This window comes from Paenibacillus sp. WC2504 (genome assembly GCF_052682475.1).
Genome location: NZ_JBQZFH010000001.1, coordinates 4,018,058 through 4,033,468 on the forward strand (window position 1 = coordinate 4,018,058; position 15,411 = coordinate 4,033,468).

Consider the following 15,411-nt stretch of genomic DNA (forward strand, 5'->3'; position numbering starts at 1 on the left):
ACGATGTGGAATCGTAGTGATGTGAGAGTAGCATTAAGTATTTTTCTATTTCTGGGGTTATTACTACCGACAGTTCAAGCAGAGAACCTGTCACCTGCCGCCGGGCAAATGCAAACGCATTTGTCCGATACGTCTTTAACCGGCGGCATTACATATACACAGCAGTTTTTTCGTGTAGAGAACTATTGGAATGTGACCAGCGTTGACATTCATCTGGACTACCAGCTGTCACAGCTCCTACAAAATGAACGCTCCTCCGTCACGCTCTATATGAATGGAACGCCGTTTCATTCTTTTCGACCGCAGCTGGGAGAGAAGGCGCAGCAGCAGCTGAATTTGACCGTGCCGGCTTCAATGATAATCAAAGGCGTCAACACGCTCATGGTGCAGGGTCACCTTGAGACGAATGCGCCAGTCGCGCAGAATGCTTGCCTGCCCACCGATAATCGCGATAATTGGCTGCAAATCGCAAAATCCTCAAGAATCGCCGTGAATTATACCAGTGACCCGATTCAGGACAGCATACAGGATTTTCAACGGCATTTTATTGGGCAAGATTCGGTTACCAATGGTCAAATTGCGATAGCTGTAGCACCGGAAAACACGTCTCCTGAGTTGGAGGCGGCGACCTATGCGCTATCTGGCTTAGCTAGAGTAAATCAAGTGACGGATAAACCGATTCCGCTTACGACTTATAGCAGTGATCTGACGAAAACTAAGCAAGCGCTCATTCTTGTCAGTCTCTATGAGCATTTGCCTGCGGAAGTGAAGGCTGTGATCAAAGAGGGAGATGTGGCACAAAAAGCCGTTCTTCAGCTTCTAGATCTGAATGGGGTCAAAACGCTGATCATTACGTCGAACGATGCCACGCTTCTCATTAAGGCCGGTCGGCTGGCAGCGAACCAAACGCTGCTTACGCAAATTAATGCGCCGCAGAAAGAAGTACTGGCTTCCACGGAAGTGGACACGCCGGCTGTCAATGTTAGCCGTACCTTGCCGCTGACGGAGTCCGGAGATAAGCTTGTCGGTGACCGTCACCGGGAAAAAGCGTATTTTATTTCCTTGCCGGGCAATCGTTCCATTGCAGACGGCAGCAAGCTGCGATTCAACTTTCGATATGCGCGGAATGTTGATTTTGAGCGTTCGTTGGTCACGATTCTCGTGAACGATACGCCGATCGGGAGTAAAAGACTTTCCACAGAGCTCGCCGACGGCGATCATATGGAGCTTACGATTCCGAAATCCCTGAATATCTCAGGAAATTTTACAGTAAAAGCAGCATTCGACCTTGAGCTTAAAAATAATAGTTGTCTGGCTAACGAAGATCAGATGCCATGGGCCTTTGTCGAGAAGGATTCGCTGCTTCAATTGAATACAAAAGACAGAACGGAGCTGTTGTTCAACAACTATCCGTATCCGTTTCTACGTGATGGCAGCTATAACCAAGTTACGGTTGTATTGCCGACAACAAGGGACGTGTACTTGTATCAATCGTTAACAAACGTTTTCAACCTACTTGGCCGCTATGCGCAGACGAATACAGGCAATGTGCAATTTGTTGCAGGCAACCTCCAATCTGAGCAGCTCAAAGGCCGTCAAATTATTGCGATAGGCAGCTATGAAGACAACGCTGTGATTGCGGCGAATAATGATAAGCTTTATTTCCGTTATGGAGCTGGGGGACAAGGTTTTATCTCTAACGAAAAACTCAGCATTGAATCTGGCTATGGTATGCGAATCGGTTCTTTACAATTGATTGATTCTCCCTATCAAAGCGGTTTTGGCCTTATGGCAGTAACGGGCAGTCGTCCGGAATATGCTTACTTGGCCTCCAAGCTCATCGGCTCGGAAGGCTCGCTATGGCAAGTGTTTGGGGATGGCGCTATCACGGATGCAGATGGCAACGTGCAGGCGTATCGCTTTAAGAAAGAAGCTGCCTCAGCTCCATCCACTGCGCTTGATGAAGTACTGGCGCGTAAAGATGTTCTCGGCTTTATGGCAGCGGCAGGACTTGTCGCCTTGCTTATTATCCTCTCGCTGATTTTAATGATTCGTAAATATGCGAAGAAGAAGCGGAGGGGTCTGCGATGAATCGATTACGAAGCAGTATGATCTCGGACGGCGGCTTTCTGTTGTTTTTGCTAGCGTGCTTTGTAAGCATCATTTTCACCGCGGGCAATCCGAATCTGTACCTGCAAAATATTATTTTTCTCAATGTGGCTTTTCTCATTGCCGTTATTACGTACTTTACGAATGTTACGACAGGCTTGATTCTAAACATTCTGTTCATTTTCGGCTATGGGACGTACACCCTGTACCAAACGATTGTAGCTGGCGGCTTAATCGGGACGCAGAATTATTTTTGGCTCATTTTGACTCCGATCTTTACACTTGCAACTTGGCTCATGACGCTCGGGAATCGGCAATTGCAGTCGGAGAACGAACAGCTAATCAAAGTGAATCAATCCTTGGCAACCGTCGACTTGAAGACAAGCTTAAAAAATGCGCTTTCTTTTCAATCCGATGCAACCGTATTTATGGCACTTTCCGTCCGGTATCATATTCCCTTAACCTTGATGGTGATCAGCGTGAAGTATTGGGATGAAATTAAACGGATGATTGGCGAAGAACAGCTGATGGAAGCGGTCCTCGATCTTTCCAGAATGAGTCAAACGAATATTCGCACGAACGATTCGCTTTATTTGCTGAATAAAGAAAATCCGATGTGGGGCATGCTGCTAATTACGGATCGGCCAGGGGCGTCTATCGTCATTGATCGCTTGAGAAAGAGTGTTGAAGAACGTAATCGCGGCGAATACGCGGAGAAATACAAGGTGGAACTTGTTTTGAAAATGGGTGCAGTTGAGTTCAATTCGGCTGAAATCAATAATCCCCTGGAGTTTATCGTACAAGCGAAAAAGCAGCTAGAATACGACGTGTAAAAGGAAGGTCTCGGCGAAAGCTGGGACTTTTCTTTTTTGTGTAATGTGCTACAGTCAATCTAATAGGAAAATTCATTATCTATTCAGATTCAGAAATGGATAACATTTCCGATGACGAAATCATCGAAGCGAAGCGGAAAGTAAAGGCGGGACTATCTCACGGCTATAAGAGCTATATTTACGTGGTTTTTGTAAACGCTCAATCTGGGGAGATTGTTTCAGTTGATGTTTAAGAATTAGAAAAATTCACTTTTTTTATAATATTGACTGTCATGAGGTACAATACAAAAAAACAACATTTCAGGGAGGAACTTCGTACATGAACAGGAAACAGATGGAACGAATCCGCACGGGTCAAGGGTTCATAGCAGCGTTGGACCAAAGTGGAGGTAGCACGCCGAAGGCACTTCAGCAATATGGCATCGAGGCGACCCGTTATTCTGGCGAAGAGGAGATGTTTACGCTGGTGCATGAAATGAGGACACGCATTATCCAAAGTCCTTCGTTTGATGCGGAATTCATCATAGGAGCCATTCTGTTCGAGAACACTATGGACCGGAAGATCGATGGGCTGTTCACAGCCGATTACTTATGGGAGAAGAAAGGCATCGTGCCTTTTTTGAAGATCGATAAGGGGCTGGCAGATTCAGATGACGGCGTGCAAGTACTAAAACCGATTCCCGATTTGGACGGATTACTCCTGCGAGCGGTCGAGCGCAACATTTTCGGAACTAAGATGCGTTCGGTCATTCACGCGGCGAATCCGCAAGGGATTGGCAAGGTAGTGGAGCAGCAGTTCGAGCTTGGTAAGCAAATTTGGTCCGCAGGACTTGTACCCATCATCGAACCAGAAGTCGATATTAACAGCGTGGACAAAGGGGAATCGGAACGGATGTTGAAGGATGAAATCCTCAAACAGCTGTCCGCTCTTGCACCCGATGTGACTGTTATGCTGAAGCTCTCAATCCCAACCGAGGACAATTTCTACCGTGATCTGATGGACGAGCCACACGTCGCTCGGGTCGTCGCACTGTCTGGCGGATATGACCGGGAAGAAGCCAACGAACGGCTGGCCCGGAGTCACGGCTTGATTGCTAGCTTCTCCCGTGCACTGGCTGAAGGTTTGTATGATCAACAGTCGGATGAGCAGTTTAACGAGATGTTGACTCGATCCATTCGGTCCATTTACAAAGCTTCAATCTCCTAAAAGAGACGACACGTCAATTAGAGGATGCCCCAAAGTCATAAGGATGACTGAAGGGATCCTCTTTTTTGGGACTTCTTCTTGTTCCAGTTTTGGTTGATTGAGCGTGTAGATCATAGCCGTATCATTTTTTCATCAACCGTTTGAATGTAAATTGGAATTTCATTATAGGTCACACATAGCAAAAATGTTCTAATGCTATCATGAAAAACAGGGGATACTTTAGTTTAGTGGTCTTCTCCATTGGGATGAATGAAATCGCATTGTACGTATGAACTTCATTGTGCATAGTTCCATTAAACTTGTTTTAGATTAGAATAAGGAGATGCTTAATGCTGGACACTAAAAAACCATGGAGTTTATCGGAGTTCAAATTATTTGAATCTCTTCCAAAGGAAGATTTAGAGCAAATTGATCAAATGGCACCCCGAACAAATTTTTCGTCTATTTCTAAAGGTACTCTAATTCAAACACCAGAAGTTAATAGTAAGGGTTTGTCTATTGTTGTTGAAGGAAGACTTCGATTGTTTAAAACAAATTCTGATGGAAAGCAATATACTGTAGGTATACTAGGGACAGGTGGTATGTATGGAGAAAGCAAATCATACTCATTTGGAACAAACGGTAATTATATGGAAGCCATGGTGGATACAATTATTTGCTCCATAAATCAAGATAAATTCGACCAATTTTTGAGCATGCGTCCTGAACTCGCTTTAAAACTGTTAGAGGAGCTCAGTAATCGATTACGTGACAGGGACGAAGTATTGGAGCGTCTGGCGTTAAGTGATCTTCGTGGTAAAGTTCTTTTTTTTCTAACTAAACTATCTAAAAAATTTGGCGTAGAAGAAAACGGGTATCAAAGAATAGAAATTCCCCTAACCCATCAGGAATTGGCAAACATGATTGGTGCTACTAGAGAATCAGTGTCGCTTGTTTTACAAGAATTCTCTAATGAAGGTGTTATTATTACTGGTAGAAAATCAATCATGGTTCAGCTGGAGATGGCGGAAGAACGATTAAAAATTACATAATTTAAACATGGCGTAACAACTTGAATTAAATGGACTACATTTTAACTGCAATAGACTTTACTTGATCTACCCGAGTAGACCTTTTTGCTAGACTCGAGTAAGACAGAACCGAGTTTCCTGTAAGATAGATTACAGAATAAAAGGAACGTTTAGCTCTATACTAGGGGAGCAGATAAGAAGAGCTTGTCAATAGCCGTTGCTACAGCAATCAATGAAAAAAATTATAAATTAGGAGGCATAATAGATGTCAAAAGTATTAGATGTGATGGGTCCACGTATTCAACTGGTTACTGATTTAACGGAAAATAAGGATTATTCCCTTATGAAGGCTGAAGTTCCAGCAGGTGTTATCGTGCCTGTTCATAGTCATGAAGATCGTGAGACGTTTGTAGTTCTCTCAGGGGAACTTGAAGCGTTCACGGAAGACAGTTGGAAAACGGTTAGGGCTGGTGAAACAGTTGATATTCCAGGACATGTAAAGCACGCTTGGAGAAATTCCTCTAGCGAGACAGTAACATTACTAGTCGTATCGACAGTGAATATGGGAGAATTTTTCAATGAAATTGGTCGCCCGGCTGACACTGTTCCACCAGGCCCGCCTTCACCAGAAGCTTTACAGCATTTTGTTGAAGTAGCTATAGCATATGGCTATTGGCTTGGAACGCCTGAAGATAATGCGTCTATTGGTATTAAGTTAGGTTAATATTTTTATCAGCGAACATTAATTAAGAGAAATCCGCTTTAAAAAGCGGGATTGTTGACAAACCCTATCTTAGTTACTAAATACGGTTATTAATGACCATTCCAAGTGAAACAAAAAAAGATTGCCTATTATCCGGCCTTTCTGGCCAGGTGGTTGGCAATCTTTTTTATGTTCTTGGCAATGGCCGCCATCATCAACGCTTGTTCTTAGACTTTTTCGCGTCCCCGAAACCGGCAATAATGAAGTACGTTTGAGCTCTTTGGCATCCGCGAAACTTCGCTGTTTGGTTTGGCGACGCAGCCATTACAAATACTTAGGCGATTTAGCCTCATCCATTCTTTACTATCTTCCCAGACATGTCGGATGATGAGGGGACACTCGGGATGAGTGAGGCTTAAGGCTGAGGTTAGTGATCTTATTATTAAATAGTGGTAACCATACTTTAATAACTTAAAACAAGGTTTTTGAGGACATAGGTTAAAAGTTAATTCAACTACTATGAATAACTATAGAATAAATCGGAATTTACATTCAAACGGTTATATTTGAAACTTTGATTTTAAATTTACTCTATATCTAGAATTTGATACTCATCTTTAGTGAGTGCTTTTTCTGCATATTCTCCACCCCAGGAACAAAGCGCTCTCAACATAGGCTCAAGCGATTGACCAAGTTCAGTAGTTGAATATTCAACTTTAGGAGGTACTTGTTTATACATGTTCCTACGAATGAGTCCGTCAATCTCTAATTCTCTAAGTGTTTGAATGAGCATTTTTTGAGAAATGTTTTGAATAAGTCTTTTTAACTCGCTAGTTCGCTTGGGACCTTTTATCAAATGGTATAAAACGAGCCCCTTCCATTTGCCCCCGATTACCTCCAAGGTAATCTCTAAGTCGCAATAATATGTCTTCATGTATGATTTAACATCTCCCGAGTTTAATTGTAACTATTTGGTTACTATGTAACAAAAAAGTGTCTACTTTTTATATTGTTTCTTTTGATTCATAATATAATACAAGCTTAAAGTATTCAAACTAATAGTAGGTTAACAACGAGAAGAAAACAACCATTTAACTGTTTGATTAGATTTATGGCAGGAGGGATCGTATTGATTACTTTATATGATAGGAGTTATAAAGAAGAAATTATCAATTTAGTATTACATGTTCAAAATTATGAAAATAATTTAAATATTAAAATCGAGGAACAACCCGATTTGCTGGATATTGAAACGTACTACCTACATAATGGGGGAAACTTTTGGGTTGCTTTAGATAAAAAAGAGGGCAAGGTCATTGGTTCAATTGGATTGATGAATTTATCAGATGAGATTGCAGTTTTAAAAAAGTTTTTTGTATATGAGGAATATCGTGGTAAAGAGTTTTCTATTGGGCAAGGGTTGTTTAATGTACTTGTTGAGTACGCTAAAAAGCAGAAAATTAAAATAATTGTTCTTGATACACCATTCATTGCAAAAAGATCTCATCGCTTTTACGAGAAAAATGGATTTATTCTAATTAACAAAGAGGAATTGCCAATTCAATATGATTATCCTGATAGAATTTCCTCGTTATATCGACTTGATATCGATTAGGTTCTCACTGCAGCACGATGCGTTTTTATATGAAATTTGTAGGTATGATATCGAAAATATGAAAGATATCATACTGAACGTTAGAAGGTGTAGATAAAATTGAGGAAGCTCCTTAATATCTTTCGATCTACCAGAAAGTTAGAGAATGATAATCTTCTTTTCTGTGCGAATAGAAGTGATGTCAGAATTAAGCATTAGTACAGATGAATATAAAGTTCTGATGCTAATTGACCTATTCTAACAGATAAAGCGGGGATTGGTATGCGAGAAGAACTTGTATTGAAGCATATGGTTGGTGGTACGTTTATACATACAGGAAAAGATAAATTGGCTTATACGGTTACAACAAATGGTGATTATTGGGAGATTGCAATCCACTTGTCACCAGAAGTTGATATCCAAAAGATTTTGAAATGGAACAGAGAACTGAATCTATCTTTGTTTCAGGGACTTAATGATCAAACAATAAAAATTTGGTTATACACTAAGAACAAAATCGTACAGTATAATGAGCAAAACCGATTGTTAACGATAATTGCTGAATCAAGAATTGAATATATCCCATGTAATTATTCAATGTAAAAATATAGATTCAAGAGATTAGTGCTCCGTTGGATGTACACCTGTTTATGAGAGATAATTCAGATTTGCCTATTAAGCTATAAAGTAAAAAGATGCGCGCAGAGAAAAAAGCATCACATCATTCAGCTAACGAGAAACGTTTGTTTAAAACACAGCATTTGGAGGCTGCCGGCACGATCGGCAGTCTTTTGCTCACCTAAACATTCCTGTATAGCCTAAGAAATGGGCTTTGTCAAAAAAGGAGCGCCTCGGTATGATGGGTTTGTCGACGGGTAGATACCCAACACCATCAAGGAGGCGCTCTTATTATGAAGTTTAAGCAATCAGACGGTCAAAATCAACGTATTGAACGAATTACTACTTCACATCTTGTTGTGGGCATTGATATGGCAAAGGAAACTCAAGTAGCTCAAGCTACAAATTTTCGGGGAATTGTCCTTACAAACCAGCATCTATCATTCAAAAACACTATCCAGGGATTTGAGAAATTACAGCGTTGGATGGAAGGTTTGCAACAAAAACATCGACTGAAGGATATCATAATTGGCATGGAGCCGACGGGACACTACTGGTACAGTTTAGCTAACTGGCTTGCCCAGAAAGGCCTAAACGTCGTTTTAGTTAATCCAGCAACGACGAAACGAAACAAAGAGAACCGAGATAATTGTCCTTCCAAGAGTGACCCAAAGGATGCCCTTGTTATTGCGGATGTTGTTAGCCGTGGCTATTATTATGAATACATTCGGCAAGCAACTCATTTTCAGAGGTTACGAACCCTAATGAATGATCGAGAATTTTGGGTTACAAATAGTGTTCGGATGCAGAATCGGATCATACGCTGGCTGGATATACGCTTCCCTGAGTATGCTTCTGTGTTTAAAGATTGGACCTGCCCACGCTCCATAGCTACACTCAAAGAGTTCCCGTCTCCGTTGGATCTAAAAGGTCAATCTACATCAGAAGTTATTACAGGTTGGCGAAAATATATGAAACGAGCTGGCGGCTCCACAGGTATTCAGAAGGCAGCTGAGCTACTCTCTAAAGCGGTTCAAAGCGTGGGGGAAACTGTAGCGCTGAATGAGGCCAAACAGGATCTGCATCGCTTACTAGAAGAGTACGAGCGTATTGACGGTATATTGAACCAAATAGCAAAAGAAATCGCGGCTTTGCTTGGTGAGATCCCGATTGCTAGCCAGCTTCGTTCCATTAAAGGTTTGGGCACGATCTATATTGCAGCAATTCTGGCTGGTGCCGGTGATCTGACGCAGTACGTTCACGGTCGTCAATTGCTACGAAAAGCCGGTTTAAATTTGGCAGAAAGCATGTCTGGAAAGCGTAAAGGCCAGATCATACTCTCCAAACGAGGAGATTCCACACTCCGAAAATATTTGTATCTGGCTACCTTAACATTAGTGGGAACAAATCCTATATTTAAGCAATTACATCTGAATAATGTGCAAGTTAAACATATGAGTAAGCAGAAGTCGATATTTAAACTGCTTGGAAAACTGGCACGAATCTTAGTTGGCTTGGTGCATTCCGAGGAGTCATTCACTCCTGAAAAAACAGTCATTCCGTATACCCACGCTGCCTAACATCTTCGAACTAATGTAAATTGATTCATTCGCAGGACTTCAAAAAAGAAAGCACGGAGGACCGAGTTCGTTCTTCATAAGGGCACAGACCCATCCGCTAAACGCTATCGGTCTCCACACCTTGGATAGGTGTAACGAAGGAATGTAAGGGCGTCGACCCGTAGAGCCTTGGGATGGTCAATCTCCAAGGGATTGTGGAGTATGCGTGCAGTAGATTATTGAAATGGGGAAATGTTCCAATGTTTCTTCTGTTCCCGCATGCCATAGAAGGGTTCATTACGGTCTCAACAACCTAGTATTCTTAAGATTACTATATTTCAAGGTGATGAAATCCTGCGAATGAATGAGTTTACGTGAAATAAACCCTTAAAACTGAGGGACGAAGAACGAGAGCTTAATAAACAAAAAGTAGAGGCTGCCGCAAATAGGCAGCCTCGTTACGTTAACGGGCAGACATATTGGGAACAAACATCCATGACACGTGCAGAACAAACATATTCGCTAGGGACTACATGGTAACCAGATAACGGAAAAATAGCGTCAAGAAATGGAATCAGCAAGCTGCGATATATTTTTTTCCAAACTGTAATTCTTGCTTCATTGTATTTAAGAACTTCTTCTGTTTTTGCCGCGATTAGTGAGTTTCCATTCGATTACTAGTTGGTTTGATATGAAGGTTCTAGGTCTTGTTCCTCTGGATCGAACCATAATTGCAAGTGATTTACATGTAGAATAGCAGCTATGCCCCTTGAAAGACATAATTATAACTTTTAGGTTACTATATAACTTCAAAGTAAGTACTGTTCAATTTGGAACTTATGCTCCATAATGAGTTTTGTGAGAAGCGAAAATAAAAAGTAAGATGCTTCTAAAAATAAAGGAGGTGTTCCTAATCTTATTGTATGAATAAGAGGAAAAGCTTACAAGTTTAATTGAGGACAGAATTGTTGCTGGCTTGAACCTGTTGGTGAATGGGGCAGCAAATTAACAAATACGAATAGTTTTAATAGTAAAGTAGTGGTCGTCAATTCATTTATTCTTGTAGAAATCCTTGAACTTAGGAACAGATTATTCATAATCGAAATCATTGTCGAGCCGTAGACCTTAGAGATTTAGTGATTTTTTGGAAAAATAATTTTTTGACATTAAAGGAGATACTTATCATGACAACACTTAAAAAACTTCTTTCCACATATAATCTAGGAAATCTTACCTTGAAAAACCGAGCAGTAGTTGCCCCGATGACTCGCATTTCTGCCGAAATGAATGGAAATGCAACCGATAGAATGGCGCGATATTATGAAAGCTATGCTGCGGGTGGATTTGGTCTTGTGATTACCGAAGGAACATACACAGATGAAGAATACAGTCAAGGATTTAGTTTTCAACCAGGAATCGCAAATGTTGGGCATGTCGAAGCATGGAAACAAGTAACTGAAGCTGTTCATGCTAAGGGTGGTAAAATTATAATGCAAATTGCCCATACTGGTGCTCTCTCTCATTATCCAAAAGGGACAGTGGCTCCTTCGGCTGTGAAGCCAATAGGTGAGCTATCACCAGCATTTGGAGCTGAAGGCGAGTATGCAACGCCAAAGGAACTTACACTAGAAGAAATCAAAGCTATCATAGCTAGTATGGCGGAAGCAGCTTTAAGAGCCGAACGAGCAGGGTTCGACGGGGTAGAGATTCACGCGGCAAGCGGTTATTTATTGGACGAATTTTTGACGGATTTCACAAATCTACGTCAAGATGAATATGGCGGATCAACTGAGAACCGTGTGCGTTTTGTAACCGAAGTTATTAGAGCCGTCAAGGAGAAAGTTAGTCAACGTTTTGTTGTCGGCGTTCGAATATCGCAGGCTAAATCCAATCACTTTACGCACAAGTGGGCGAACGGTGAAGAAGACGCCCGAATCATTTTTGGAGCCATTGGCGCAGAAAAGCCCGATTATATCCACACTGTTGAATATAATGCCCATGCACCGGCCTTCGGGGATAGCGGTTCAACACTAGCTGAATTAGCAAAAAAATATGGAAATACGACTGTTATTGCTAATGGGCAACTGGATCAGCCAGAGGATGCCGAAAGGGCGCTGGAGGCAGGTTCGGATTTGATTTCACTAGGAAAAGCCGCACTAGCTAATCATGACTGGGTGTTCAAAGCAGAGAAAGGTCTTCCGATGGAATCAGCTTTAGAAAATATTTTGGGCCCTACACCTAATCTAAAGGACCAAGAATTGTATGGGTATGCGAAGTAAAGAATATCTTTATTGAAGAATAATAACGAGACTAATATAAATAAGGATAAAGGCAGTGACGCAAAGCCACGGACCTTTACACTGTTCAAGTGATGACCGCTGGGTTACCCCAATAACAAAAACACGGCCTACGGGTCGTGTTTTTGAACTAGCTTCATGTTCTTTAGTGAATGAGGGGCACTTGTTTCAGTTACGACTAGATAAAAATAAATTAGATAATACCTGGGGGTGCGTAATGAAATTTGGCTTTATTGGAGCAGGAGTCGTTGCTCAAACGCTGGCGAAGCATCTGTTGCTACACGGCCACGAAGTCATGCTGAGTAATAGCCGTGGTCCCGAAACGTTGTGGGAGCTGGTAAGTTCGCTCGGTGCTGGCACGAAATCTGGAACGCCTTCAGAAGCAGCTGAGCAGGACTACGTCATTTTGAGCGTAGGGTGGTCGCAAGTTCCTGCAGCTTTGTCGATGGTTCCTGATTGGACAGGCCGCGTTATTATTGATGCTACCAACCGTTTTGACAATATGGATTCCCTTGGTGACTTGTCAGAAGTGAATTCCAGTGAAATCGTAGCGCAATATGCTCCTGGCGCTCGTGTAATTAAAGCTTTCAACACGGTTCCGATGCAATGGATTCAGGATTATACGGAAAAGAAGCCGAAGACGGTCCTTTTCGTATCAGGAGACGACAGCCCGACAAAACAAGTTTTCCTAGAAATCTGGGAGGGAATTGGTTTTGCATGCATTGATCTCGGCTCCTTAAGCCATGGCGGTAGTCTTCAGCAAATAGGCGGTCCTCTTGCTGGGTTGAATTTGAATCTCTTGGAGAAATTCATCGTTTGAAGCAACATCTAAGGGTTGATACGCTATAACATCTGCAATCTCTACTTCTCATCGCTAAAGCGGAGAATTTTCGGAGATATCGGGAGAACTTGAACGTCTGGTTGGCCGAAAACCAATGACATATAAGGAATTTTTAGAAATCAAGTATCCACTTTCTAAAGTTGAAGATTGATATCTGACTCGAGATTAACTAAAGATAAAAAATGAAAATATAGGGATGGAAATAGATGATTCGTTGCTTTCCTATCCCTGTAGTCAAGGAGAATGAGAAATGGCACGCATAGGAAAACGCATCATCCAGTATCGCTTCGGCGATCCTCAAGAGGTTCTTGAGGTGGAGTCCGCGACTTTTGACCAACCACTTGCCGAAGGCGAGGTGCTGGTAAGGATCACAAGGAGCGTGATTCATCCAGGTGATCTTCAGCTGATTGCCACAAAGTACTCCGATTCGTCTGGAAAGCTGCCCGAAGGTCGGTTGCCTGGCCTCGAGGCGGCAGGAGTCATCGAGGATGCCGCGCCGGGTGCACTGGATGGAACCGGTTTGACGATGGGCATGCGCGTGGCGTTCTTCTACCCGGGAGCATGGCAGAGCTATGTAGCTGTGCCCGCCCAGGCTCTGGTGGCATTGCCCGATGAGATGTCAGACGAAATCGCGACCCAACTGCTCATCAATACCATCACAGCCCGGCATGTGCTTCGAGCGGGCTTGCGTGAACTAGAGCCGCGCCCGAGGCGGCTGATTCAGACCGGCGCATCATCTTCTGTGGCCAAAATGATCACTTACTTTGCGCTTCAGCAGGGAATCGACCCCATTCGCCTTGTACGCTCCACCCATTCTGGCGAACATTTGGAAAGGGAGCTGCCTGGCGGAAACATAATCGCAACCGACGTGGATGGCTGGCAGGCTGAGGTCCGCAAAGCAGCCGGAGAAGACATCATGCTGGCGGTTGACGGGGTCGGCGGCGACATGCTAACCGGACTATTCGACCTGTTGGCTGTCAAAGGCCGCATCGTTTCCTATGGCTCCTTGGCGGGTGGACCGTCAGACATGACCGCTTTAACGGTAAAGTCGCTTACACTGGTCGGGGCAACGATCATGACTTGGCAAGAAGATACGACGGCAGATGAGCGAATGCAAGACGTGAAAGCCGCCATCGAGGTGGGAAGCAATTCGAAGCCCATGCTCTCAAGCTATAAGGAATTCGATCTATCCGAAATCAAGCATGCCGTGGAAGCTGTTGCTGCGCCTGGGAAAAAAGGCAACGTCGTTTTGAAATTCGAATAGCTGCTCTTGCGGCGCTGCTGCACCCCGGGGTGCAGCAGCGCCGTTTTTTAACATGCAAGAAAACCAGTCTGGTTTCGTTGAAAGGGGAAGTTGCGTTTATCAAAGTGAATGGATTTTTGAAGGAAATGATAGGTTTATGGCGTATCCTCTCCAGCATGATCGTGTTACGATCTAGATTGAAGGTGTACTGATGCGGAGATGAGGAGTGTAGATTCATTTCTGTTTATATCCAGAGGGAAGACGATATAATCATATGGCAAGATTTTAAATTGGGGCCCAGCGGGAAGCGAGGAATGAAACTTAGTGACTCAGACCTGCAAGTAGCAGAAATCCTCCGTTGAAACTTTCCTGCGGAGGTCCTGTATAGATTAAAATCAGTTCTTGACACGCATTGTGGTATGCGGTTAAGAACTGATTTTTGGGTTGTAAAGGTTTGCTGTTTGTCCGTGATTTTGAGAGTGAACCGAGGTCATTTGTAGTCGAATTTTACTATTTGCGGATACCGCGTTATTTTTCATCCTTATCATTGTCATACGGTTCGCGATCTTCTTCGTAATACATGATATAAACACCTCCTTGAGCTTATAATAACTATATTATAGATGATGTTTGTGAATGGAGAATCAACCTGATTATAATGGAAATGTAAAATTTAAAACTTAGTAAGTTTCATTCCCTCATTAATGAATGAAAAATGTTAATCAGTTCACTATTCGCTGATTTTAATATTTCCCCATTAATTTCTTCTGTTTCTTTCGCACTTCTATATAGTAACTCACTCTTAACAATCGTTCAGTAAGGTAGATTACAAGTAGAAAGTAATTTCTTTAAGTCAGTCGGTTCGATTTCAGAACGAACATATATCACTTGGGACTAATGGTAAACAGATAACGGAGGCTCAAAATAGCAGTTAAAGATGTCTTCCAATTAAGGAGTGATTGATGATGGAACAAATAATCAGCTAATTTTTGTGCCGCGCAGTACTAGCGGAAAAGGTTACATTGTTCCTGCCTTGAGTATTGCTGCAACATTTATTGTGTATACGTATTATAAGTATCTAACATCGATTATAGATGAAGTATTATCTATTCCATTAGAATAGCTTCTTCTGTTTTTGCCGTAATGATTAGTATATTGTTAATGTCTTTGGTTGTTTTTGTCCATGGATCGACAAGTCAAATATATTTTGTTGAACTAGCAGAAAAGAATTTTCCAACAGCTAGAGATTTCATAAGCTTTCGTATGAATCAAAAAGTCCAAGTAAAGAAATAATGAGTGTGATGCTCATATCATTGAAATCAAGAAATATTAAAATGAACTATTGAGTCGAAGAGACTTCAGCATACTATGATGTCCTGAAATGTATTCTAAGGAAG

General features: G+C 42.2%; 12 protein-coding genes. 11 read left to right on the top strand and 1 reads right to left on the bottom strand.

Annotation, left to right across the window (positions count from 1 at the left end):
- The first annotated feature begins 3 nt into the window (after window positions 1–3).
- From ACUN27_RS17980 to ACUN27_RS18000, 5 genes are all read left to right on the top strand, one after another.
- Entirely contained in the window at window positions 4–2,091 is a 2,088-nt protein-coding gene (locus ACUN27_RS17980) for a cellulose biosynthesis cyclic di-GMP-binding regulatory protein BcsB (RefSeq protein WP_445559324.1), read from the top strand.
- The gene (locus tag ACUN27_RS17985) at window positions 2,088–2,942 is read left to right on the top strand and encodes a GGDEF domain-containing protein (protein ID WP_315950464.1); all 855 of its coding nucleotides are present in this window, start codon (window positions 2,088–2,090) and stop codon (window positions 2,940–2,942) included. The genes ACUN27_RS17980 and ACUN27_RS17985 overlap by 4 nt, the downstream gene beginning before the upstream one ends.
- A gap of 319 nt (window positions 2,943–3,261) precedes the next feature.
- Entirely contained in the window at window positions 3,262–4,149 is an 888-nt protein-coding gene (locus tag ACUN27_RS17990) for a fructose bisphosphate aldolase (protein ID WP_445559325.1), read from the top strand.
- A gap of 329 nt (window positions 4,150–4,478) precedes the next feature.
- Entirely contained in the window at window positions 4,479–5,180 is a 702-nt protein-coding gene (locus tag ACUN27_RS17995) for a Crp/Fnr family transcriptional regulator (protein ID WP_326059599.1), read from the top strand.
- Window positions 5,181–5,424: 244 nt separating this feature from the next.
- Window positions 5,425–5,883, top strand: coding sequence for a cupin domain-containing protein (locus tag ACUN27_RS18000; RefSeq protein WP_315950459.1), 459 nt, complete (start codon window positions 5,425–5,427; stop codon window positions 5,881–5,883).
- Between the two features lie 565 nt (window positions 5,884–6,448).
- On the opposite strand, the gene ACUN27_RS18005 is transcribed toward ACUN27_RS18000, so the two are convergent.
- Complete coding sequence (locus ACUN27_RS18005; RefSeq protein ID WP_315950457.1) at window positions 6,449–6,796, bottom strand: winged helix-turn-helix transcriptional regulator; 348 nt, start codon at window positions 6,794–6,796, stop codon at window positions 6,449–6,451.
- 195 nt (window positions 6,797–6,991) lie between these two features.
- Between ACUN27_RS18005 and ACUN27_RS18010 the strand changes: the two genes are divergently transcribed.
- The 6 genes from ACUN27_RS18010 to ACUN27_RS18035 all read left to right on the top strand — a co-directional run bounded on the left by ACUN27_RS18010 (window position 6,992) and on the right by ACUN27_RS18035 (window position 14,035).
- A complete protein-coding gene (locus tag ACUN27_RS18010; RefSeq protein WP_445559326.1) occupies window positions 6,992–7,477 on the top strand; it encodes a GNAT family N-acetyltransferase in 486 nt (161 codons plus the stop codon).
- Window positions 7,478–7,738: 261 nt separating this feature from the next.
- Entirely contained in the window at window positions 7,739–8,059 is a 321-nt protein-coding gene (locus ACUN27_RS18015) for a hypothetical protein (protein WP_315950453.1), read from the top strand.
- A gap of 308 nt (window positions 8,060–8,367) precedes the next feature.
- Complete coding sequence (locus tag ACUN27_RS18020; RefSeq protein ID WP_445559327.1) at window positions 8,368–9,654, top strand: IS110 family transposase; 1,287 nt, start codon at window positions 8,368–8,370, stop codon at window positions 9,652–9,654.
- 1,163 nt (window positions 9,655–10,817) lie between these two features.
- Entirely contained in the window at window positions 10,818–11,912 is a 1,095-nt protein-coding gene (locus ACUN27_RS18025) for an oxidoreductase (protein WP_445559328.1), read from the top strand.
- A 235-nt stretch (window positions 11,913–12,147) separates the two neighbouring features.
- Complete coding sequence (locus ACUN27_RS18030; RefSeq protein WP_445559329.1) at window positions 12,148–12,750, top strand: NADPH-dependent F420 reductase; 603 nt, start codon at window positions 12,148–12,150, stop codon at window positions 12,748–12,750.
- A 334-nt stretch (window positions 12,751–13,084) separates the two neighbouring features.
- Window positions 13,085–14,035 (top strand): alcohol dehydrogenase catalytic domain-containing protein, encoded by a 951-nt coding sequence (locus ACUN27_RS18035; protein WP_445559330.1) that lies wholly within the window; start codon window positions 13,085–13,087, stop codon window positions 14,033–14,035.
- The last annotated feature ends 1,376 nt before the right edge of the window (window positions 14,036–15,411 follow it).

Bases quoted from the DNA above. Each gene is read 5' to 3' on its own strand.
- ACUN27_RS17980 (WP_445559324.1), top strand. From the start codon at position 4: ATGTGGAATCGTAGTGATGTGAGAGTAGCATTAAGTATTTTTCTATTT.
- ACUN27_RS18000 (WP_315950459.1), top strand. From the start codon at position 5,425: ATGTCAAAAGTATTAGATGTGATGGGTCCACGTATTCAACTGGTTACT.
- ACUN27_RS18020 (WP_445559327.1), top strand. From the start codon at position 8,368: ATGAAGTTTAAGCAATCAGACGGTCAAAATCAACGTATTGAACGAATT.
- ACUN27_RS18005 (WP_315950457.1), bottom strand. From the start codon at position 6,796: ATGAAGACATATTATTGCGACTTAGAGATTACCTTGGAGGTAATCGGG.
- ACUN27_RS17995 (WP_326059599.1), top strand. From the start codon at position 4,479: ATGCTGGACACTAAAAAACCATGGAGTTTATCGGAGTTCAAATTATTT.
- ACUN27_RS18025 (WP_445559328.1), top strand. From the start codon at position 10,818: ATGACAACACTTAAAAAACTTCTTTCCACATATAATCTAGGAAATCTT.
- ACUN27_RS18030 (WP_445559329.1), top strand. From the start codon at position 12,148: ATGAAATTTGGCTTTATTGGAGCAGGAGTCGTTGCTCAAACGCTGGCG.
- ACUN27_RS18015 (WP_315950453.1), top strand. From the start codon at position 7,739: ATGCGAGAAGAACTTGTATTGAAGCATATGGTTGGTGGTACGTTTATA.
- ACUN27_RS17985 (WP_315950464.1), top strand. From the start codon at position 2,088: ATGAATCGATTACGAAGCAGTATGATCTCGGACGGCGGCTTTCTGTTG.
- ACUN27_RS17990 (WP_445559325.1), top strand. From the start codon at position 3,262: ATGAACAGGAAACAGATGGAACGAATCCGCACGGGTCAAGGGTTCATA.